General features: G+C 61.2%; 15 protein-coding genes and 1 riboswitch. Of the genes, 8 read left to right on the plus strand and 7 right to left on the minus strand.

Annotated elements, in window-relative coordinates:
* The first annotated feature begins 35 nt into the window (after positions 1–35).
* The 7 genes from IF189_RS15375 to IF189_RS15405 all read left to right on the plus strand — a co-directional run bounded on the left by IF189_RS15375 (position 36) and on the right by IF189_RS15405 (position 10,018).
* Positions 36–467: a thioredoxin family protein gene (locus IF189_RS15375; protein WP_134827102.1), complete on the plus strand. Its 432-nt coding sequence runs from the start codon at positions 36–38 to the stop codon at positions 465–467.
* A gap of 176 nt (positions 468–643) precedes the next feature.
* Positions 644–1,798, plus strand: coding sequence for a non-hydrolyzing UDP-N-acetylglucosamine 2-epimerase (gene wecB, locus IF189_RS15380; RefSeq protein WP_134827103.1), 1,155 nt, complete (start codon positions 644–646; stop codon positions 1,796–1,798).
* Entirely contained in the window at positions 1,795–3,969 is a 2,175-nt protein-coding gene (gene nrfB / locus IF189_RS15385) for a cyclic di-3',5'-guanylate-activated glycosyltransferase NrfB (protein ID WP_134827104.1), read from the plus strand. Before wecB ends, nrfB begins: the two co-directional genes overlap by 4 nt.
* Positions 3,966–7,124, plus strand: a complete 3,159-nt coding sequence (locus IF189_RS15390; protein ID WP_192551825.1) for an NfrA family protein — start codon at positions 3,966–3,968, stop codon at positions 7,122–7,124. The genes nrfB and IF189_RS15390 overlap by 4 nt, the downstream gene beginning before the upstream one ends.
* Positions 7,124–8,002, plus strand: coding sequence for a DUF4434 family protein (locus tag IF189_RS15395; RefSeq protein ID WP_134827106.1), 879 nt, complete (start codon positions 7,124–7,126; stop codon positions 8,000–8,002). The genes IF189_RS15390 and IF189_RS15395 overlap by 1 nt, the downstream gene beginning before the upstream one ends.
* The gene (locus tag IF189_RS15400; protein ID WP_134827107.1) at positions 7,986–9,062 is read left to right on the plus strand and encodes a sensor domain-containing diguanylate cyclase; all 1,077 of its coding nucleotides are present in this window, start codon (positions 7,986–7,988) and stop codon (positions 9,060–9,062) included. The genes IF189_RS15395 and IF189_RS15400 overlap by 17 nt, the downstream gene beginning before the upstream one ends.
* A gap of 77 nt (positions 9,063–9,139) precedes the next feature.
* Complete coding sequence (locus IF189_RS15405) at positions 9,140–10,018, plus strand: hypothetical protein (RefSeq protein ID WP_192551826.1); 879 nt, start codon at positions 9,140–9,142, stop codon at positions 10,016–10,018.
* 98 nt (positions 10,019–10,116) lie between these two features.
* Here IF189_RS15405 and IF189_RS15410 read toward each other — a convergent pair whose 3' ends face one another.
* Positions 10,117–11,676 carry a TerC family protein gene (locus IF189_RS15410; protein ID WP_192551827.1) on the minus strand — a complete coding sequence of 520 codons (1,560 nt, stop codon included), beginning with the start codon at positions 11,674–11,676 and terminating at the stop codon, positions 10,117–10,119.
* A gap of 295 nt (positions 11,677–11,971) precedes the next feature.
* A complete protein-coding gene (locus tag IF189_RS15415; RefSeq protein ID WP_134827110.1) occupies positions 11,972–12,382 on the minus strand; it encodes a MerR family transcriptional regulator in 411 nt (136 codons plus the stop codon).
* Between the two features lie 79 nt (positions 12,383–12,461).
* Here IF189_RS15415 and IF189_RS15420 point away from each other — a divergent pair, with 79 nt between their 5' ends.
* The gene (locus IF189_RS15420) at positions 12,462–13,685 is read left to right on the plus strand and encodes an NADH:flavin oxidoreductase/NADH oxidase family protein (protein WP_192551828.1); all 1,224 of its coding nucleotides are present in this window, start codon (positions 12,462–12,464) and stop codon (positions 13,683–13,685) included.
* Positions 13,686–13,688: 3 nt separating this feature from the next.
* Here the strand turns inward: IF189_RS15420 and IF189_RS15425 are convergent, their stop codons facing one another.
* From IF189_RS15425 to cobW, 5 genes are read right to left on the minus strand one after another with little or no spacing between them, the layout of a single operon-like run.
* A complete protein-coding gene (locus tag IF189_RS15425; RefSeq protein WP_192551829.1) occupies positions 13,689–15,332 on the minus strand; it encodes a phospholipase D-like domain-containing protein in 1,644 nt (547 codons plus the stop codon).
* 40 nt (positions 15,333–15,372) lie between these two features.
* The gene (locus IF189_RS15430; protein WP_413038529.1) at positions 15,373–16,056 is read right to left on the minus strand and encodes a vWA domain-containing protein; all 684 of its coding nucleotides are present in this window, start codon (positions 16,054–16,056) and stop codon (positions 15,373–15,375) included.
* The gene (locus IF189_RS15435; protein WP_192551830.1) at positions 16,038–17,039 is read right to left on the minus strand and encodes an ATP-binding protein; all 1,002 of its coding nucleotides are present in this window, start codon (positions 17,037–17,039) and stop codon (positions 16,038–16,040) included. Before IF189_RS15435 ends, IF189_RS15430 begins: the two co-directional genes overlap by 19 nt.
* A gap of 2 nt (positions 17,040–17,041) precedes the next feature.
* Positions 17,042–20,815, minus strand: a complete 3,774-nt coding sequence (gene cobN, locus IF189_RS15440; protein ID WP_134827115.1) for a cobaltochelatase subunit CobN — start codon at positions 20,813–20,815, stop codon at positions 17,042–17,044.
* A gap of 3 nt (positions 20,816–20,818) precedes the next feature.
* Positions 20,819–21,892, minus strand: coding sequence for a cobalamin biosynthesis protein CobW (cobW, locus tag IF189_RS15445; RefSeq protein ID WP_085710085.1), 1,074 nt, complete (start codon positions 21,890–21,892; stop codon positions 20,819–20,821).
* A 98-nt stretch (positions 21,893–21,990) separates the two neighbouring features.
* Positions 21,991–22,201, minus strand: a riboswitch (cobalamin riboswitch).
* Positions 22,202–22,718: the final 517 nt, after the last annotated feature.

The raw sequence follows: 22,718 nt of genomic DNA on the forward strand, positions 1-22,718 counted from the left end.
GATTTCATCCGGAACAGATGAACAGGTAAGTCCCCATGCGCTCGACATCCGAATACTCGACCCTGGCGCCGGCCTATCGCAAAGCCTTGAAAACCAGACGGCTGGTGGCTTTGTACTTCTACAGTGAGCAATGCCCCGCCTGCCACTGGGCCAGCCCGGTATTCCGGCGAATTGCCGAAGGATTCAAACCTTGGGCCGACAGCTACATGCTTGATGTCGACAAGTCACCCAGACACGCGCGCGTTTCTGGATTCCCGACAATCCTGCTCTACAGGAACGGAAAGCTGCTGGAACATTTCAAAGGAATAGGCGATGAGGAAATGCTGGAGCAATCCTTTGTTCGCTACATCGGCAAGATCAAACCGGCACCCGTTCAGCACAAGCCAAAACATGACACTGCCTGGCTTTACCAGACTCTGCGAAATCTCTGCACCCTTCCCCGCACCTCTCCACGGAACTTTTCCTGAAAGTGCCACCTAAGAGCCATCAGGTAATGGCACTTTCGTTCCAATTGATCTGTAACAACTAGCCTCGAGGCCGGATTGGACAAGCTCCCATCCGGCTGCTTTTCTTTATTTCTCAGAAAGAGATAGGTGCTGCTGGCTATCCGGCCACGGCCTTGCTTCGTCCCAGGAGGGGTCTAATGTCCTTTAACGTCATGATGGTTTTCGGTACTCGACCGGAGGCCATCAAAATGGCCCCGTTGGCCCGGGTTCTGCGTCAGTGGCCCGACATCAAACTCAACATCTGCTCGACCGGCCAGCATCGCGAGATGCTCAAGCAAGTGCTCGACGCGTTCGAACTGACGGTCGATGAAGACCTGCAAGTCATGACCCAGGGCCAGACCCTCAACGGTCTCTCGCAACATCTGCTTGCACAACTCGATCAGGCCTACGAACGGGTCAAACCGGACATCGTGCTGGTCCACGGCGACACCACCACCAGTTTCATCGCCGCCCTCGCCGCCTTCAATCGCCAGTTGCCGATCGGCCACGTCGAGGCCGGTCTGCGCACAGGCAACCTGCGCGCGCCCTGGCCGGAAGAAGCCAACCGGCGCCTGACCGGCGTCATTGCCGACCTGCACTTTCCGCCGACCGGCAAGGCCGAAGCCAATCTGCTGCGCGAAGGCGTGCCGCAGGACAACATCGAAATCACCGGCAACACCGTAATCGATGCGCTGCTGTGGATGCGCACGCACCAGCAGCAAAGCCAGTGGCGGCCGGCGGCGGATTCCCCCTTGTCGGTGCTCGACGACAGCCGTCGCATGGTGCTGATCACCGGCCATCGCCGGGAGAATCTCGGCGACGGTTTCCAGAACATCTGCCAGGCCCTGGCCGATCTCGCCCTGCGTTACCCGGATGTGCAATTCGTCTACCCGGTGCACCTCAATCCGCAGGTGCAGAGCGCGGTGTACGGCATGCTCGCCGACAAACCCAACATCTATCTGGTCGCCCCTCAGGATTACCCGAACTTTGTCTGGCTGATGGGCCGTGCGCACTTCATCCTGACCGATTCCGGCGGCGTCCAGGAGGAAGCGCCGGCCATCGGCAAGCCGCTGCTGGTATTGCGTGACGTCACCGAACGCCCTTCCGTACTTGAGGGCGGCACCGTGTTGCTGGTAGGCACCGACACCGCGAAGATCGTCAAGGAAGCCAGCCAGTTGCTCGATGACGAAGCAACCTACCAACGCATGAGCCGCGTCCACAGTCCGTACGGTGACGGCCACGCCAGTGAACGCATCGCCACACGCCTCCACGCCTGGCTGAGCGCACGCTCGGCGGCGGGTAACGGCGTATGAGTCTGGGTTGGGTCGACTTCTTTGCGTATGTGCTGTTTGGTCTGAAGTATGTGGCGATCATCCTCGCCCTGCTGATGTTCATCCTCGGCCTCGATGACCTGTTCATCGACCTCGTCTACTGGAGCCGCAAGTTCATCCGGCGCTGGCGGATCTACGAGAAATTCAAACGCGCCGACGAGGAGCGCCTGTATTCGATTCCCGAGAAGCCGCTGGCAATCATGGTGCCGGCGTGGAACGAAGTCGGCGTGGTCGGCGAGATGGCGCGCCTTGCCGCCTCGACCATCGACTATGAGAACTATCAGATTTTCGTCGGCACCTACCCCAACGACGCCGAAACCCAGGCCGATGTCGACGCGGTCTGCCAGCACTACCCCAACGTGCACAAAGTGGTGTGCGCCCGACCTGGCCCGACCAGCAAGGCCGACTGCCTGAACAACATCATCGACGCGATCCTGCGCTTCGAGAGCGAGGCGAAAATCCAGTTCGCCGGCTTCATCCTGCACGATGCCGAAGACGTGATTTCACCTATGGAATTGCGCCTCTACAACTACCTGCTGCCCAACAAGGACCTGATCCAGATCCCGGTCTACCCCTACGCACCGGAATGGAAGGGTTTCACTGCCGGGCACTACGTCGATGAGTTCGCCGAGAACCACGGCAAGGACGTCATCGTGCGCGAGGCCCTCACCGGCCAGGTGCCGAGCGCCGGGGTCGGCACGTGCTTCAGCCGTAAAGCCATCAGCGCCCTGCTGGAAGACGGCGACGGCATTGCCTTCGATGTGCAGAGTCTCACCGAAGACTACGACATCGGTTTCCGTCTCAAGCAGAAAGGCATGAAGTGCATCTTTGCCCGCTACTCGGTCAGCGATCCGAAACTGGCGCTGGAACAACCCTGGGTGTTCGGGATGAACCGCGAGTTCTCCCAGGTGATCTGCGTACGTGAACATTTCCCACGGGACCTGCAGCACGCGATCCGGCAGAAGTCGCGATGGATCGTCGGCATCGTGTTCCAGGGCACCAAGAACCTCGGCTGGAGCCGCAAGGGTCTGCTTAATTACTTCCTGTGGCGTGACCGTCGCGGCTTGATCGCCTACCTGCTGAGTTTTCTGGTCAACCTGCTGTTCCTGGTGCTGCTGGCGATGTGGGCGGTCACGGTGATTTCCCCTGACTCATGGCGCTACCCGTCGATCCTCGCCGACAGCTCGTTGCTCTCGGTGCTGCTGTGGCTCAACGGCTTGATGCTGTTCAACCGCCTGTTCCAGCGTGGCTGGTTCGTTACCCGTTACTACGGATTGGTGGAAGGCTTGTTGTCGGCACCGCGCATGATGTGGAGCAACTTCGTCAACTTCTTCGCCAACCTGCGCGCCCTGCGTCAGGTCATGGAGATGGGCGACTCGCGGCGCGTAGCCTGGGACAAGACCACCCACGAATTCCCGGCACTGACCAAGGCACAACGCACACCGCTCGGCCATCGACTGGTGGAAAAAGGTCTGCTGACCGAAGAGCAACTGGAAGCAGCGATTACCAGCCCGGTGCGCCGTCGCCTGGGGCGCGAATTGCTGCTGCGCGAATACATCGACAGCACACAACTTGTGCAAACCCTTGCCGAACAGCTGGATCTGGAATGGGCGCCGCTCAATCCGTTCAAGCTCGACAAGCGCCTGATCGATGCCGTGCCACGCCGGGTCGCGTCGCACTATGGCGTGCTGCCGGTGGCCGAAGACGGCGACACCCTGATTCTGGCCTCCGAAGGCCCGGTCAGCCAGGTCTCGCTCGGCGCCATCAGCCGTCAATTGAAACGCCCGGTGCGTAGCCGTCTGGCACCCCAGGGCCGCGTCACATTGGGGATTCGCTACTGGTATGCCAGTCCCCGCCAGAATGAGGAAGTGCGTCATATGCTCGAAGTGCTTGAGCGCCATCAGGACGATGAAGCCTTGCTGGAGCGGGTCAGCCGCCATCAGGTGCTGCTGGGCAATCTGTTGCAGGTACGCGGCATGGTGCCGCCGACTCTTTTCAATCAGGCGCTGATCGATTTTGACGCCGAACAGATATCACTCGGCGAACACCTGATTTCCCGGGGCATGATCACCCAGGAAGTCCTGGAGCAGGCCCTCGCCGATCAGGCCAGCGAACAGCAAGCCGCCTACCGCATTGTCCGGGAGGTCGCATGAAGCCTGTGCATCGTCACACCTTGCTGATGGGCAGCCTGCTGCTGGGCCTGAGCGCTGCATATCCGCTACAGGCTGCGCCGCTGAGCGATTTTGAACAGTTCCGCAGCTATCCCTACATGGACCGCAGTTACCGCGAGGCGAAAAAGGGCAACTGGAAAGAAGTCGAGCGTCTGATGCGCCACTTGCTGGAAAAGGTCCCGAAAAACGACGAGGCCCGGGCACTGCTGGTTGAATCGCTGGCCAAACAACGCCGCTACAAAGACGCGATGCAAGCGTTGCCGGCAAACAGCGACGCCCTCCTCGACCTGCGCCTGACCTGGATCGAACAGGATCCCCCCACCAGTACTCAGGTTGAAAGCTGGATGGCCACCAGCAGCCTGAATGACCGCGTACGCCTGTGGCAGGCATATAGCCTGAGCCTGGCCAAGTTCGGCGGCGCGGCCAAGGCTCACGACTGGCTGGCGCAACTGTCGCCCAAGGGCGATGACAACATCCTGCGTCTGGCGCGGGCCAACTGGTCGGAGCAACTGCGCGACTGGAGCGGCACCATCGACCAGCTCGCTCCGCTCGCCGCCCGTAAACAGCTGGATGCCGAAGGCTGGCAACGTCTGGCCAATGCTTACGTGCAGCGCCTCGACGAAAAACCGCTGCAACAACTGCTGCAACAAGCCCCGAGTCCAGAGGCTGCCCGCAAGGTCCGCCTGGCGATGGTCGACCGCGCCATCGCCATGGGTCACGAACAACAGGCACAACGCTGGATTCAGTCGTTGCCGGACTCCGATCTGGCCGACCCGGCGCAACGCCAGCGCCTTTGGGAACTGGCACGCAAGACCGAAGACGTGCCGACCGTGCAGCGTTTGAGCAACGACCTGCAGCGTCCTTGCCTGGAGACCGCCGAATGGTTGTCGCGCCAGGATCCGGAAGCAGCACTCAAACAATTTCGCAGCTGCACACCGGACGACGACCCGCAAACCTGGCTGATACTCGCTCAACGCCTGCAAGCCACCGACCTGCTGCAAACTACCCGACTGCCGCAGCCGTGGGATAGTCGCCGTCAGGAGCAAATCTTGAATGTCTGGCAGGATCAGGGGCGCAGCGACAAGGTCGATGCATGGCTGGCCGGCCAGACTCAAACGCCTGAAATCGTCAAACGTCGGGCAGAACTGTCACAACGCATGGGCCGCATGACCGAAGCCCAGACCTTGTGGGAGCTTCACTACCGGCAGACCGGCAACCTGAATTCGCTGAACCAGGCCACCTATCTGGCGGTAAACAATGGCGATCGCGCACAGGCGCAACAGTTGCTGGAAACCGCGTTCGACCGTCATCAAGGACGCTTGCCGGCCACTGCACTCCAACGTCTGGCCGGACTTTATGCAGCTTCGAAAACCACGACACCGGAACAGCAACGACGAATGGCATTGCTGATTACCCGTGTGGATGGCGCCACCCGTGGCCAGTTACTCGCGCAGCTCGCGGAGAACGGCCAGTGCGATGCCGTTCAGCAAGCCATCGGCAACCGCCCGCAGGTCGCCGGCGATTACCGTGCCCTGGGTCGTTGTGCGATGCCGGATCGACCGGGCGAAGCTGTCGTGTTTTATCAGCAAGCGGAAAAACTCGGCGACCGCAGCGGCCGGCTGCCACTGGCCTACGCTCTCGAAGCCGCTGGCGATTCCGCTGGTGCGCTGGCCATCTGGCGCAGCATTCCCGCAACAGAACTGAGCGACAACGCCCGCCTTACCGCCAGCCGCAGTGCGCTGAATGCCGGTGATAGCCAGGCCGCTGAAAGTTACTGGCAGCAAAGCACCACGCGTGGCGCCAATGAGTGGGCCCTCGGTGCAGCCATCGCCGACGCCCGTGGCGATCATGCCCAGGCGCTTGAACGTCAGCGCAAAGCTTTGCAACAAGCGCCGGACGCCGAGCATTTTTACGCAGCGTCGGTCACCGCGCAAAAGGCCGGGGACTTGCCGCAAAGCACTGCGTGGCTGGCCGAGGCTGTACGCCGCGACCCGAACAACCCACGCTACCGCGCTGACTACGGCATGCGTCTGGCCGGTGCCGAAACCCGCGAGGAACGCGCCACCGCAATCCCCTATCTGCAACAGGCCACCCGTGACTTCCCCGAGGATTATCGACTCGGCGAAACCCTGGCCTGGCGTTATGACGAAGTGGAAGACAGCGCCTCTGCCCGCAAGGAACTGCGCCGGGTGATCGATCTGGAACAAAACCCGGTGGCCGCCGACGACGAGGATGGCAGCATGGAAGCGCGCCGCTACCGTCAACGTCGCGCTCATGAAACCCTTTCCCGCCGTGACAGCCGGACGATTGCCAGCACCTGGTCGCCGGCCGGAGTGTCGACCAATGACTTCGTGCGGCCGGACGAAAGCAAAGGTTCGAACCGTCGCGCCGACTCGCAAAACGTACAACTGGCGATGTGGGATCACGCCCTCGGCGATGAACCAAGCCGCGCCGGCAGTACGCTGTCGGTGTACGGTCGCGTACTGCTGGGTGGACAAGGTCGCTCCAGTTACGCCGAATCTCTCGCCGCCGGTGTCGGTCTGCGCTACAAGCCGTGGGGCACGCAGAACATCAACTTCTACGGTGAGATCTACAAACAGAGCCAGTTCAACGATGACGACAACCACAGCCTGAGCCTCGGCCAGATGCTGGTGCCGGAAAAACTGCTGGATCAGATCAACGATCACCGCCAGGACGGCCACACCACCACCGACTACCTGTTGCGCGCTACGGCCTCGTTCCTCGATCAGGGCAAATACCGCAACGACTGGCGCGTCGACGAAAACGACTGGGACGAGCGTTTCCTCTACCTCGATGCCGCCTGGTGGACCAAGGCTGGCGATCACCAGTGGCTGTCGCGGTTCCAACAGGGGCATGCCTGGAAACTGCCTAACAGCGGCGCCCAGACGATCATGCCTTATGGCTTCCTCGAATTTGCCAGCCAGGATCCGAGCAACGACTGGCGCCAGGATCTGCGCACCGGTGTCGGTCTGCGCTGGCAATGGTGGTACGACGAAGATCGCTACAACGCCTACCGCTCGAAACTGACGGTACGCACCGAATATCAACAGTCGCTGGGCGGCAATCTGTATGAAGGCGGCAACGGTGTGCTGCTGGGCGTGGAGTGGAATTTCTGATGGCTCGATGGATGTTGTTTTTCTGCCTGTTGCTGGGCGCCACTCTCGCACGGGCCGATGAACGGGTGTTCTATCAGCCGCTGAATGTCGACGCTGGCCTGACCCAGGCGCAGTGGCAGAAAGTCTGGCAGGACACGGGCCGGCAAGGCACGCGAACCGTGATTGTGCAGTGGACCGCGTACGGCGACTCGGACTTTGGCGGTGCCAATGGCTGGCTCGCCAACAGCCTGAAACTCGCCGAACAACAAGGTCTGCAACTGGTGCTCGGGCTGTCGATGGATCCGGCGTATTACAAACGCATCGACGAACTGGATAGCGCCGGCCTCGGTGCCTACTGGCAGGCGCAACTGGGTCAATCGCTGGCGCAGCAACAGAAGTTGCGCCAGGAATGGAAACTGCCGGTCAGCGGTTGGTATCTGCCACTGGAGCTGGATGACTTGCACTTTCTGGCGGCCGATCGACGGGCAGCGCTCCAGCGTCAGTTGAAAGACTTCGCGGCAAAACTGGATGCGCCGCTGCATGTCAGCGCCTTCAGTGCCGGCAAGCTCGCGCCGACGGTCAACGCCCAATGGCTGGGCGATCTGACAGCCGCCGGCGCGCAGGTCTGGTGGCAGGATGGCGCGGGTACCGGACGCCTGCCAGTGCTGGTGCGCAACGGCTATGCCAGCGCACTGCCCTGCTCCGTCGGCATCGTGCGTGAAGCGTTCCGCCAGGTCAGCCGTGAAGGCGAGGCTTTTCGTGCCGAGCCGGCAACCCCGGATGCCACTTCCACCGGCTGTCATCAAAGTGCAGTGTTTTCCCTGCGATACCGGCCGTGGGGACAGGTGATTCTCGACAACCAGCGCAAGCATCCGGGCAGCAATGTACAAAACCATTGAAGACGAAGTCCTGAAGCGAACCGCACCCGCCGAGCTGTGGGACGAGTTCATCCAGCACGAGTTCGAACGGCTGCATTCGTTCTGCCTGCTGATCTATCTGGCCAGCATGGGCATCTGGCTGGCCTTCGACCTGATCGTCAGTTTCCTCGGCGATCAGGGTTTCACCTGGCGCTCGATGATCTTCATCGCTGCGTTTGCCGTGCTCGCCGTGGTGTTGATGTTCACGCGCAAGGCTCGCCACTTCGACTGGCTGAACCTGACCTTCGTGTTCCTCATCACCCTGGGCATACGGCTGGTGATCGACGGATTGCCGCCGACGTTTCACGGCATCTGGCTGGTGCTCGCTGCCGCCACCACGCTTTACAGCGCCTCCGTGCTGCCACTCAGTCGCTGGTCGTTCTTCGGCGCGCAAGTCGTCACCTGGCTGATACTCAACCCCTTCATGGGAACCGGTATCGGCCTGCTGGAACTCAAGGGCGTCATGACCATCGCCTACAGCGTGTTCCTCTGTGCTTTGACGATCTACACGTTTTTGAAGCTGCGCGAGACCAAGCTCTACAACTACATCATGTCCAAGCTGTTGCTGGATCAGGCCTACAACGACACGCTGACCGAAATCCCCAACCGCCGCTCGTTCATGACCCGCGCCGAAAAGAGCCTGCAAGCAGCGCCTCGCGAGCACGACCATTACCTGGCGATGATCGACATCGACAACTTCAAGAAAGTGAATGATGTGTACGGCCACGACATCGGCGATGAAGTGCTCAAGCGGATCGCAGCAGACATCAAGGCGGTAATGGCACCGTTCGAATACGCGCGACTGGGTGGCGAGGAGTTTGCGATTTATCTGGCAGGCGTACGCCGCGAGGACGTCGAGGCATTGGCCGGTGAGTTATGCCAGGTGGTGCGTGAGCAAACCACCCGGCATCCGGTGACCATCAGCATCGGTGTGGCCCGGGTCGAAGATGGCGATACCCTCAACCAGGCCCTGATCAAGGCTGACGAAGCGTTGTATGAGTCAAAGCACACGGGGAAAGATCGGTACACTTTCCATCAATAACCCACTAGCGCTTTACCCGTATGGCCACCCATGGATAATGGCGCGTTGCTAGCGCCTCTATCGAAGGGAATTGAGCCTTGAGCGGATCCACATCGAAAAACAGATTTCCATGGGAAGACACCCTGATCCTCGCGTTCCGGGACCTTCAATGGCTGAAAAGTATTGACCAATTCCTGGACTCTCTCCCTACCGACAACTCGATTACCAGCATCCTCCAGCGCATACAGTCTCGCCCGAGCCTGCCTCTGCTTGCCAAACTGGACGGAAATGCAGAAAACGCCACCGGCGATGTGCTGACCTCGGCGAACCAACGTTACTTTTTGCTTGAATTCAAATCCAGCCTGACCAAATCATCCACGGAATCGGGCAAGTTCATCTTCGATCTGATGCCTCTGGTAGATCCAGGCAACGAGGATCACGAAAAATTCGTGACGCTATCAAAGAAGGGGCATTTTCTGGTGGTCGGAAAACGCGCCGACGCACAGGCACAAGCCAAGGGCATCCAAACCTTTGGCGAAGGACGGGCCCTGGCACTGTCGGCTCACCCGTACTTGAATATCTTCGGTAGCACCGTCGACAAGACCGGCGAGATTTCAGTTGAAAAGAAAGTATTGCGGGGACAGGTCGGCTGGACGTTCCCTGAAATGCTCGCCTACCTTCAGCTACTGGGTCAACTGCACAAAGAAACCGAGGGGTCGGGCGGGCACCCGATGAAGGTTGCGATTGCTACCCAGGACGGCTTGTTCTTGCCGTTTGTTGACTTGCTGGACGTGTTGGGCATGTCACGCCTGTTCCAACAATCCCTGAAGCTCGATGACAAAGAACTTTTCGCCTCCTATATTCGCCACCTCAAGGAACTGACGCCGTTCTTAGAGGATGTTTTACCCGCAATGAAGATTGTCCGGCTGAAACCTGAAGCGAAAAAGGACGAAGATACGCTCTCTCCCAATTTCTGAGCAAAAAAACCTCAAACCTGCGCAGTCACGCTCTTTACGCGCGCCCGGCAATGAGCACGGTGTGCCGGGCAAACGCCCGTCACACCGTGCATCGTTCTTCAACCTGCTGCAGGCACCAGCAACACTCGCGTCACCCGCCGCTCCTCGACCGCCATAACGGTCATGCTCCAACCTGAATGCTCCAGGCGATCACCCTTCATCGGCAAGCGATCCAGCAAGCTCATGACCAACCCGGCGAGGGTCTGATAATCCTCGGTCGGCTCCGCCACAAAACCGGTGCGCTGGCGGATCTGCGTCAGATTCAACGCACCGTTCACCACAAACCCGCCCTGCTCTTCGACCACGTCGGGGCCAGCAATTTCGCTGGCGTCCGGCAACTCGCCGGCGATCGATTCGAGAATGTCGGTCATGGTCAGCACGCCGACAAAATCACCGAATTCGTTTACAACAAACGCGATGTGGGTCGACGCCGCACGCATCTGCTCCAGTGCGTTGAGGATCGAATAGCTGTCGAGCAGGTTCAGCGTCTTGCGCGCCAGGTGTTCAAGGTTTGGCTCGTTGCCGGCCAGATACTCCTTCAGCAATTCCTTCTTGTGCACGAAGCCCAGCGGTTCGTCCACCGCACCGTTGCGAATCAGCGGCAAGCGCGAGTAGGACGAATGCATCAGTCGCGTACGAATCGCCGCTGCGTCGTCCGCCAGATCAATGTGATCGACATCCGCGCGCACGGTCATCAGCGTGCGGATCGGACGCTCGGCCAGTTGCAGCACGCCGCTGATCATCACCCGTTCGCGACGGTCGAACAGCTCCGCACTGGGTGCTTCGCCATCGTCGAGCAAGTCGGAAATCTCTTCGCCCACCTCTTCCACCGCCAGTTTGCGGCCGCCCAGCAAACGCATCACCGCGTGGGCCGTACGCTCACGCATCGGGCGCAAGCCCTGCATCGAACGCTTGCGACGGGCCCGGGCGATCTGGTTGAACACTTCGATCAGGATCGAGAAACCAATGGCCGCGTACAGATAGCCTTTCGGGATGTGGAAGCCCAGGCCTTCGGCGGTCAGGGCAAAACCGATCATCATCAGGAAGCCCAGACACAGCATGATCACCGTCGGATGCGCGTTGACGAAACGGGTCAACGGCTTGCTGGCTACGATCATGACGCCGATGGACACGACAACCGCGATCATCATCACCGCCAGTTCATCGACCATGCCCACGGCAGTAATCACCGCATCAAGGGAGAACACCGCATCGAGTACGACAATCTGCGCCACGATCGGCCAGAACAACGCATAAGCCGTGTTGGTCGAACGCTCGCCGATATGGCCTTCCAGCCGTTCGTGCAACTCCATGGTCGCCTTGAACAACAGGAACACACCACCGAACAGCATGATCAGGTCGCGGCCGGAGAAACTCTTGCCGAACACTTCAAACAATGGTGTCGTGAGGGTGACCAGCCAGGAAATACTCGCCAGCAGGCCAAGACGCATGATCAGCGCCAGGCTCAAACCGATGATTCGCGCACGGTCGCGCTGATGCGGTGGAAGTTTGTCCGCCAGGATCGCGATAAACACCAGGTTGTCGATACCCAGTACCAGTTCCAGCACGATCAGTGTCAACAAGCCCAGCCATGCCGTGGGATCCGCTAACCATTCCATATTCTGTCTCTATCTCTCTTCAGTGGTTTCAGGCTGCCGGGCACGACAAAGTGCGGCGCGAAAGCTCGAAGGCTGCGCCATCAACGATAGTCGGGAGTCGGAAAACCGGATGCTGCGAGTGCGTCAAGACCGCGCCATGGCGCGAAGGGAACGTGGTTCTTTGAGTAGAACTGGGAGGCTCCGAGAGGGTGTTCATGCAAATCCTGAATGAAAAAAGGCCTTGAAGCGTACAGGCTCTGATGACTTTTCCTACAGCTGGAAATCATTTCAAAATCTGTACGTCTTCGCCGTCACTTCAGGATTCCGGGTAGATCGAGGCCAGGACCCGTTCGGCATTCGCGCCGCAGCTCATGCCTTCAGGCTTGGATTGAATGCTGTCGATCACCTCCAGCAACCGCGCCTTGCTTTGGGCCAGATGCTCCTGCATGACTTCGATCTGCTCAACCTTGCGCGTCAGGCCTTCCACCAGTTCCTCATGCTTGAATTCACCGGTTCCAGCGACTGGCAGCAACTGTTTGAGTTCTTCCAGGGAAAACCCGGCCTGCTGGGCACTGCGGATGATGTTCAGGGTTTGCAGCACTTGCGGCGGGTAGCGCCGATAACCATTACCCAAGCGCTCCACTTTGGGAATCAGGCCTTGAGCCTCATAGAAGCGAATGCTCGAAGCGCTCAGCCCGCTCTGTTGCGCCAGTTCACCAATTTTCATTTCAGCCTCGAATTGCCTGCTTGACATTAAAGTTAACTTTAAGCTTAGCCTCTCTCCATCACCGATGAGGAGTCAAGCAATGTCGCCCTTCCAGATTCTGAAACTGCCCAACGGTCAGACCGTCGGCAACCGTATCGCCAAAGCCGCTATGGAAGAAAACCTCGCGGATCGTGACCAGGCACCATCCCGCGAATTGTTCCGCTTGTATCAGGCCTGGGCCGACGGTGGCGCCGGGTTGCTGCTGACCGGCAACGTCATGATCGACCGCCGTGCCATGACCGGCCCGGGCGGCGTGGTGCTGGAAGACGAGCGGCATCTGGACCGATTCCGTCAATGGGCCGAAATCGCCCGCAGTGGCGGCGCGCAGGTCTGGGTGCAGCTCAACCATCCCGGCCGCCAGACCTTCGCCAATATGGGCCAGCAAGCGCTGGCGCCGTCAGCAGTGGCGCTGGAAATGGGTTCGTTCTCGAAACTGTTCGCCGAGCCCAAGCCGATGACCGAGGACGATATCGAAGATGTCATTCAACGTTTCGCCAGGAGTGCAGCGCTTGCGGAAAAAGCCGGATTCACCGGCATTCAGATCCACGCGGCTCACGGCTATCTGCTCAGCCAGTTTCTGTCGCCGCTGACCAACCGCCGTACCGACCGCTGGGGTGGTTCGCTGGAAAACCGTGCACGCCTGCTGCTGTCGGTGATCGAGGCTGTGCGTCAGGCTGTTTCACCACAGTTCTGCGTTGCAGTGAAACTGAATTCGGCGGACTTCCAGCGCGGCGGTTTCGATACGGACGACGCTCGTCAGGTGATTGAATGGCTCAACGAACAACCAATCGACCTGCTGGAACTGTCCGGTGGCAGCTACGAAGCCCCGGCCATGCAGGGCGAAGCCCGCGACGGACGCACCCTGGCCCGTGAGGCATTTTTTCTGGAAATGGCCAGCGAACTGGCCAGCGTGGCCCGCATGCCGGTGATGGTCACCGGTGGCATTCGGCGCCTGCCCATCGTCGAACAGGTACTCGACAGCGGCATCGACATGGCCGGTATCGCCACCGCGCTGGCCATCGAACCGAGCCTTGTCAGACACTGGCGCGAAGGCCGGCACAGCGAGCCGCAACTGCCGCCGATCCGCTGGAAACGCAAACCGCTGGCCGCGCTGGCAAACATGGCCGTGGTGCGTTTCCAGATGGCGCGCCTGAGCCGGGGCCGCAAGCCACATCCCGAAGTGTCGGCACTCTGGGCGCTGATCCGCGACCGCTTGTACCTCAGTCGCCGTACCCGGCAGTACCGTCAGGCGATGGATACTTAAACCCTAGCGCCCGGCAAACCGCAGACGAGACAGCTGGCGCAAATCCCCTTCGACGTAATAGTCGTTGGTCCAGCTATCATCCGCCGCCAGCGGCTGCACCTGCTTCAGCGCCAGTTTCTTCGCGAAATAGCGGAAGCGGTAATGCTCGTAGAATCGCAGCAGTTCCAGGCCATAACGGTCCGCCAGTTCGGTGTCGCCGCGAATGATCAGGAAATTCTCGTCGTTGCCGTTGCTGGCCGCTGCGCTGAGGTTGTGGCTACCGCTGATGATGGTCGGGCTGTCACTGGTGAAGTCGGTGACGATGGCTTTGGTGTGCACCAGCAGGTTGCCCTTCTGGCCTTTCATGTTCTCTTTCAGCCAGCCCTCCAGCCCGGTGTTGAGCAGCGCGGTGGCGGCGAACTCGGCCGTGCGGTCGGCGTGGAATCCGGTGATGCGACTGGCGGTGTTCTGCAGGCCGTAACGCAGGATGTCGTCGTGGGGCTGACCGAGCAGCGCGTTGAGAATGGCATCGGGCAAGGTGAACGCGGTGACGAACAGCACATCCTTCTTCGCCGCATTGATGATGTCGACGAACTCGCGCAGATCGGCACCACCACTGCGCGGCGAGAACCCGGCAAACAGCGGTTGCGCCGGGTTCATCGGGTTGTGCTGGGTGATCCAGTCTCGGGTGGCGCCGACGTCTGCCGGCGTCGCCCAGACCTGCTCGAACGTCTGCAGATAGCTGGCCGCGACGGCCGTGTCATCCAGCACATGCACGACGTTAGCCTGGCGATACACACCGTTGGCGGTGAAATTGGTACTGCCGCACAGCACGGCCTGGGGCTGCCGCTCGCCGCCAGCGATGCGACTGAGGACGATGAACTTGTCATGGAAAATATCGTGGGTCACCCGCCCGCGCTTGTTGGCTTCCGGCAATTTGGCGAGGCTGGCCTCGTTCATCGTGGTGTCTTCGTCACCGGGCTTGGCGTGATACAGCACCCGTACCTGCACACCGCGATCGAATGCAGCGTTCACCTTGTCGATGATGGCTTGCAACTGATACTCGTAGATCGCGATGTCCAACGCCCACTCGCCATCGGGCGCGCGTTCGATGAAACCCTGCAGGCGTCCGAGCAGGCCGTTCTCCAGCCATTGCCGTGCCGCATCGGGCCAGGCCTCGATAGGCATGTTCTTGTTGGCGCTGATCTGCGCGTCGAGATCCGGAAACTTGCGCTGGAACGCCTGACTGGCGGCCACGGCGCGGTTGAAGATCACGCTTTGATTGGCCGGGTGACCATCGTCTGAAGTGATGCTCAACTCCAGCGACTCCCCGAGTACCGGCGCATCGGCCGTGCCATAAGCCAGATGTACGCGGTAATGCATGGTCGTCCCGGGATAGACGGCGTAATCGGCCCAGCGAAACTTCTGCAGCGGCGCGATATCGCTGGGCGTGGCGTGAAACTGCGGGAACGTGTGAGCCTTGCCGGGAAAGGTCAGGCTGTTGAACAGGAACTGCCACGGCTTGTCGCCCTGCTGCTTCTCGATGGCAAACCCCAGCAGGCCTTTGCGGCGGGGTTCGGCGAGGTCCATGGCCAGCAGCACGCCGTTGGTGCCGGCGTAAGCCTTTACGCGAAAATCGTCCTGAGGATTGGCAACCAGTACGCGCATGATTCACTCCTTGTGATGTGGGCTGGATGCAGCATAGACCTCAGACAGACCGCAGGTCGTCGATATGCCGGTAATCCGCGTCCAGTGCGGTCGCCAACTGTCTGGCGCGGCCCAACCGGATCGGCCCGCGCTCGATATCGATCAACAGGCCCGGACAGGCCAGTGCCGGCAACCCTGAGCATTCTTTCAAGCGCCCATCGGTGAGTACCAGCAGGCGCTGTTGTTCGGCCGGGAATCGCTTGCGACGCACTGTCAGCCAGTGTTCTGCCTCGTTCAGCGCCGCCAGCAAGGGCGTGCCGCCGCCCGCGCCCAACTCATCGAGCCACACACGCAGTCCACTGGAAGCTTTCAAACCTTGTACCTGCCATTTCGGCGAGGAGCCACTGGCAGTCAGCAAGGCGAGTCGCGCCCGTTGCCGATAAGCGTCATCGAACAATTGCGCGAGCACGCCCTTGGCATCGCTCAATGCTTGATGACGACGGGTCGAGGCCGAGGCATCGACAATCACCAGCCACAGTTCATGGGGTGTGCGAGTACGCAGTTGAAACAGCAAGTCCGCGCGTACTTTCGGGCGGCCATTGAGCAATGTTCCCGGCCAGTTCACCGAACCGCTGCGTGCCGCGTGACGTTTGCCTTGTCGGCCATTGTCCAGGCGTCCGGCGCGGGGTCTGGCATTCGCCCCCGCGTCGGATCGGGGGCGAATGCCTAAGGCTTTTTTGGCCAGACCGGCACTTCGCGGCGCGCGCCGGTGGCGAGGGCCGGTGCCGGCATTTCACCCCATTGCCCCTGCCCTTCACTCGGTTCGGCCTGGGAGCCTGACGGCGATTGCGCGGGAGGCTGCGCATGGGATGAGGACTGTTCGCGGCGACGATGACGCAGTGCAAATTCAGCCACGGCATCGATGTCCTGCTCGACAATGGCTTGAGCGCCACGCCAAGCCGCATGAGCCCGCGCAGCACGCAGCCAGACCAGATCGGCACGCAGGCCATCAACACCGGCCGCAAAACAACGCTCGGTAATCTGCGCCAGTGCTTCATCGTCGAGAGGAATGTTCGCCAAGGTATTGCGGGCATTTTCACAACGCTCGCGCAGGGCTTGTTGCTCGGCTTCCCAATGCCCGCAGAAGGCCTGCGGGTCGCTGTCAAAGTCCAGTCTCCGGCGAATGATCTGCCCGCGCTCGACCGGCGCCGTGTGACCACTCAAGGCAACGTTCAGGCCAAAGCGATCGAGCAATTGCGGACGCAACTCGCCCTCTTCCGGGTTCATCGTGCCGATCAGCACGAACTTCGCCGAATGCCGATGGGAAATGCCGTCACGCTCGATCAGGTTGGTGCCGCTGGCGGCCACATCAAGCAGCAGATCCACCAGATGATCCGGCAGCAGATTCACTTCATCGACATACAACACACCGCCGTCAGCCTTGGCCAGTACGCCCGGGGAGAACTGCGCGCGGCCGTCGCTCAATGCCGCATCCAGATCCAGCGTACCGACCAGCCGCTCTTCGGTGGCGCCCAATGGCAAGGTGACGAACTGACCGCTGGCCAGCAGATCCGCCAGCCCCCGGGCCAGGGTCGATTTGGCCATGCCGCGCGGACCTTCGATCAGTACACCGCCGATCTTCGGGTCGATAGCGGTCAGATACAGCGCCAGTTTCAGATCATCGGCGCCGACCACGGCGGAGAGCGGGAAATGTGGGATGTCGGTCATGTTCAGCTCTCTTCTTCTATATCCAGCAGCAGATTCTCGAGTGCTTCTTTATAAGCACCCGGCTCCTGCCACATCCCGCGCTGCTGCGCTTCGAGCATGCGCTCAGTCATGTCGCGCAGCGCGTGGGGATTATGCTCGCGCACGAACTCGCGGGTCGCCGGGTCCAGCAAATACGCATCGGCCAGCAAGGCGTACTGGTGATCATCGATCAACTGCGTGGTGGCGTCGAAGGCAAACAGGTTGTCGATGGTGGCCGCCAGTTCGAACGCGCCTTTATAGCCGTGACGTTTGACGCCGTCGATCCATTTCGGATTCGCCGCCCGGGAACGGATCACCCGGTTCAGCTCTTCTTTCAGGGTGCGGATCTTCGGCAAATCAGGCTGACTGTGATCGCCGTGATAACTGGCCGCCGCCTCGCCACGCAGGCTTTCCACGGCGGCGAGCATGCCGCCCTGGAACTGGTAATAGTCGTTCGAGTCGAGCAGGTCATGCTCGCGGTTGTCCTGGTTTTGCAGCACGGCCTGCACCTGGCTCAGGCGCTGGACGAACTGCTCGCGGGCAGCGGTGCCTTCGTCGGAACCACCGTAGGCGTAGGCACCCCAGTTCAGGTAGACCTCGGCCAGATCCTCGCGGGTTTGCCACAGGCGACCGTCAATGGCGCCCTGCACGCCCGCGCCATAAGCGCCGGGTTTGGCACCGAAGATCCGCCACCCGGCCTGACGTCGCGCCGCATCTTCATCCAGACCCGATTGCCGCAGCGCTTCGCGTTCGGCGCGTACTTTGGCGGCCAGTGGATTGAGATCGTCCGGCTCGTCCAGTTCGGCCACGGCTTGTACGGCGGCGTCGAACAGGCGGATCAGGTTGGCGAACGCATCACGGAAAAATCCGGAGACTCGCAGCGTAACATCCACCCGAGGCCGGTCGAGCAGGCTCAGCGGCAGAATCTCGAAATCGTCGACCCGCTGACTGCCCGTCGCCCATACCGGACGCACACCCATCAGCGCCATGGCCTGAGCGATGTCGTCACCGCCAGTGCGCATGGTCGCCGTGCCCCAGACCGACAAACCGAGCTGACGCAAGTGATCGCCGTGATCCTGGAGGTGTCGCTCCAGAATCAGCGTGGCGGACTGGAAACCGATTCGCCAGGCGGTGGTGGTCGGCAGGTTGCGCACGTCCACCGAATAGAAATTGCGCCCGGTGGGTAGCACGTCGAGGCGGCCGCGACTTGGCGCGCCGCTTGGGCCGGCCGGGACGAATCGGCCGCTGAGGGCGTCGAGCAAGCCGTGCATTTCGGCCGGGCCGCAGGCGTCGAGGCGTGGGGCGATCACTTCGCGCAGCGCTTGGATGATCGTCTGCACATCTTTCCAGCCCGAAGCGTCCAGTTGTGCCACATCCCCCGCCAGCGACTGCTCGATCAATTGCGCCGCGAACAACTCCAGACGCTCGCGAGTGTCTCCTGCAGTGCGCCAGACTTCATCGCTGACCGACAGCAGCTCCATCGGACGCGGGCCAGTCCAGAGCTCGGCCAACGCGCAATCCAGCGGATCGAACCCCAACTGGAACGCCTTGGCCAACGCCCGCAACAGGCTCGATTGCGCACCCTTGCCATCGCCACGGGGAATCCGCAGAAGCGCCAGCAAGGTGTCGATGCGCAGCCGTCCGCTCGGTGACTCGCCAAAAATGTGCAAGCCATCGCGAATCTGCGATTCCTTCAGATCACACAGATAGGTATCCAGACGCGGCAACCAGATCGCCGCGTCGGCATCGCTGTCGAGAGCTTCGTCGAGTTGCAGTTCGCGATCGATCTGCGTGTCACGCACCAGTTGCAGAATGTCCCGCTGCAATTCACGGGCGCGGCGCGGATCGAGCAACTGTGCTTCGTAATATTCGTCGGCGAGCAATTCCAGATTGCGCAGCGGGCCATAGGTTTCGGCGCGGGTCAGCGGCGGCATCAAGTGGTCGATGATCACAGCCTGGGTGCGACGCTTGGCCTGGGCGCCCTCGCCCGGATCGTTGACGATAAACGGATAGATGTTCGGCAGCGGCCCGAGCAACGCATCCGGCCAGCAATTCTCCGACAGGCCCACGCCTTTGCCCGGCAGCCATTCGAGGTTGCCGTGCTTGCCGACGTGGATCACGCCGTGGGCGCCGTAGGTCTGGCGCAGCCAGAAATAAAACGCGAGATACGCGTGCGGCGGCACCAGATCCGGGTCGTGATACACCGCGCTCGGGTCAACCTGATAACCCCGTGCCGGTTGAATGCCGACGAAGGTCAGGCCGAAACGCAGGCCGGCGATCATCATCCGCCCGCCACGGCACATCGGATCGTTGTGCGGCGAACCCCAACGCTCCAGCACCGCCGTGCGATTGGCTTCGGGCAGTGCGTTGAACATCGTCAGGTAATCGTTCATCGCCAGGCTCTGCTGGCATGGTCGCTGATCGAGGGTGTCGAGGTCGTTGCTGACGCCACCGAGCAGTTGCCGGATCAGCTCGGTGCCGCTATCCGGCAGTTCGGCCGGCAATGGATAACCTTCAGCCTGAAATGCCCGCAGGATGTTCAGCGCGGCGGCTGGCGTGTCGAGGCCGACGCCGTTGCCGATGCGTCCGTCCCGGGTCGGGTAGTTGGCGAGGATCAGCGCGATACGTTTTTCAGCGTTCGGCACCCGCGCCAGATCGACCCAGCGTCGCGCCAGTTCAGCCACAAAATCCATGCGCTCCGGCTGCGCCCGATAACACACCACGTCGGACTGACTGCGCTCGCTGTGCCACGCCAGATCCTTGAAGCTGATCGGCCGACTGATGATCCGCCCGTCCAGCTCCGGCAAGGCAATGTGCATCGCCAGATCCCGCGGACCGAGGCCCTGCTCGCTGTCGCGCCAACCGGGCTCGTTGTCCTGGGCGCAGATCGCCTGGATCACCGGAATGTTGCGACGGAATGGCCGCAGATGCGGCGCTTCCGGGCTGGATTGAGCAAATCCGGTGGTGTTCAGGATCACCGAGGCTTCGACTTCATCCAGCCAGTCCTCGACCACCGAAAGGCAGCCGGGCTCTTTCAGACTGGCCACGGCCACCGGCAGCGGATTGAGTCCGGCAGCCTGCAACCGTTGGCAGAACACGTCGATAAACGCCGTATTCGCCGCTTGCAAATGCGAGCGATAAAACAACACCGCCGCGACCGGTTGACCGGGTAGCCAATCGGCTTGCCAGTCTGCCAGTGCGGCGGTGTTTATGTTCGGGTGGTAAATCGCCGTGCGCGGCAGCGTTTGCGGCTCGCCCCACACGTAATCCCGCGCCAGCCAGCGGTTGGCCAGACAGCGGAAGAAATCCAGCGCATTGCCCATGCCGCCCTGACGCAGAAACTGCCAGAGCCGGTCGCGATCCTCGGCGCCCACGGTGCTCAAGTCGCTGAGCTCCGGGTCGGGCCGATCATCGCCCGGCACCAGAATCACCTGCACGCCACGCTCGGACAATTCGACCAGCCGTTCGACGCCATAACGCCAATAAGCGATGCCGCCGTGCAGCGAAATCAGAATGACCTTGGCGTGGCGCAACACTTCATCGACGTACAGGTCGACCGACGCATGGTTCTGCACCTGCATCGGGTTGGCCAGCCGCACACTTGGGTAATCCTCGGGCAGTTGCTGCGCCGCTTCGGCGAGCAGCGCGAGGCTGGAATCGCCGCTGCACAGGATCACCAGCTCGGCGGGGGTTTGTCCAAGGTCGGCAATGTTGTCATCCGACACGAAACCGCCGGGCTGGGTCCTGAGCAGGTGCATGGCTTAAACGCTGAGCGCGGCGCGCAGTTGCGCTTCGAGCTGGGCAGCGTCCAGTTCCTGACCGATCAACACCAGACGAGTGATACGCGCTTCGTCGGCGCCCCACTGACGGTCGAAGTGCTTGTCGAAACGCGTGCCCACGCCCTGGATCAGCAGACGCATCGGCTTGTTCGGGATCGCCGCGAAGCCTTTGACCCGCAGGATGCCGTGCTGGACCACCAGTTGCGTCAGCGCATCGAGCAGCAGGCTTTCGTCGGCTTGCGGCAGTTCGATGGAGATCGAGTCGAAGGCGTCGTGATCGTGGTCGTCATGGTCGTCATCGCCTTCACCGTGGTGGTGATCGTGATGGCTGTGGCGGCTGTCGATGTGTTCTTCGGAACCCGCGCCGAGGCCGATCAGCACGTCCAGCGGCAGACGACCGTTGCTGGCTTCGATGATTTTTACGGCTGGCGGCAGTTCTTCCGCGACTTCCAGGCGTACGCGCGCGAGGTCTTCAGGGCTGGTCTGGTCGGCCTTGTTGAGAATCACCAGGTCGGCACTGGCCAGTTGGTCGGCGAACAGTTCGTGCAGCGGTGATTCGTGGTCCAGGTTCGGGTCGAGTTTGCGCTGGGCATCGACCTGATCCGGGAACGCGGCGAAGGTGCCGGCGGCCACGGCCGGGCTGTCGACCACGGTGATCACTGCGTCAACGGTGCAGGCGCTGCGGATTTCCGGCCACTGGAAGGCTTGCACCAGCGGTTTTGGCAGGGCCAGGCCCGAGGTTTCGATCAGGATGTGGTCGAGGTCGCCGCGACGGGCCACCAGTTCGCGCATCACCGGGAAGAACTCTTCCTGAACGGTGCAGCACAGGCAGCCGTTGGCCAGTTCGTAGACGCGACCGGTGGCTTCCTCTTCGGTGCAGCCGATGGTGCACTGCTTGAGGATTTCACCGTCGATGCCCAGTTCGCCAAATTCGTTGACGATCACCGCGATGCGGCGGCCCTGAGCGTTGTCGAGCATGTGCCGCAGCAAGGTGGTTTTGCCCGAGCCGAGGAAACCGGTGACGATGGTGACGGGGAGTTTGGCCAGTGTTTTCATCGGATGCCCTTTGGCAAGGTGGCGGGCATACGGGACGAGACCGGCAACGCGGGTGCGTGCCTGGAGAGTTCGCCACCGGATCACCCCGCCCGGTTGAAAGTGAGAATCTGTGACGAGGCAGGTCTCCTGGCTGACGGTGTTCGGGCCTTGGCCCGGTATTCGCTGCGCCTTCCCGCTGGCTCTGGATTGAGCTGGCAGTGGCGTGGCAGCGAACAGCACCGTTCACAGTTGCGGGGGCAGCCGCGGCTTGGACCGCGTTCCCTTCTTAGCTTCGGCGTGGGCCGAAGAACCTCGAAAGCGCAAGGCTACGCATGGGTTCGTGATGGGTCAATGGGAGGTTGGTTTTGTGGGCATATCCGTTGCTGCGGTTGTGGCCACTTAGGGTTCCGCCCTTACGGCGGGTCACTTTTGGCAAACGCCCCAAAAGTAACCAAAAGGTCTGCGCCCTGACGTACGGCCCTCGCTGTGGCTCGGGTTCCTTCGCTCCGGGATCGATCCGGGCGCATCGCCTACGGTTTGCTTCGCTGCACCTCCTCTCGATGTGTTTGGCTTCGCCAAACGGTCGCTGCGCTCCCACCCCCGGATCAATCCCTCCACTCAGCCTACCGACGGACCTTGCGATCAAAAGCGGTACTTGAGCTAACGCTCATCGTGGTTAGTGGTGAGGGGCTCTTGATCTGGCTTTGGCTTTGGCTTTGGCTTTGGCTTTGGCTTTGGCTTTGGCTTTGGCTTTGGCTTTGGCTTTTGATTTTTTGCCCCTTCGGCAGGCCGAGCGGAGGTGTTCATCAGGGGGTAGGCGCGCAGCGCCGTGCGGCGAAGCCGCATA

Origin of the sequence: Pseudomonas sp. IzPS59, assembly GCF_014863505.1 — a bacterium.
Taxonomy (GTDB): domain Bacteria; phylum Pseudomonadota; class Gammaproteobacteria; order Pseudomonadales; family Pseudomonadaceae; genus Aquipseudomonas; species Aquipseudomonas kribbensis.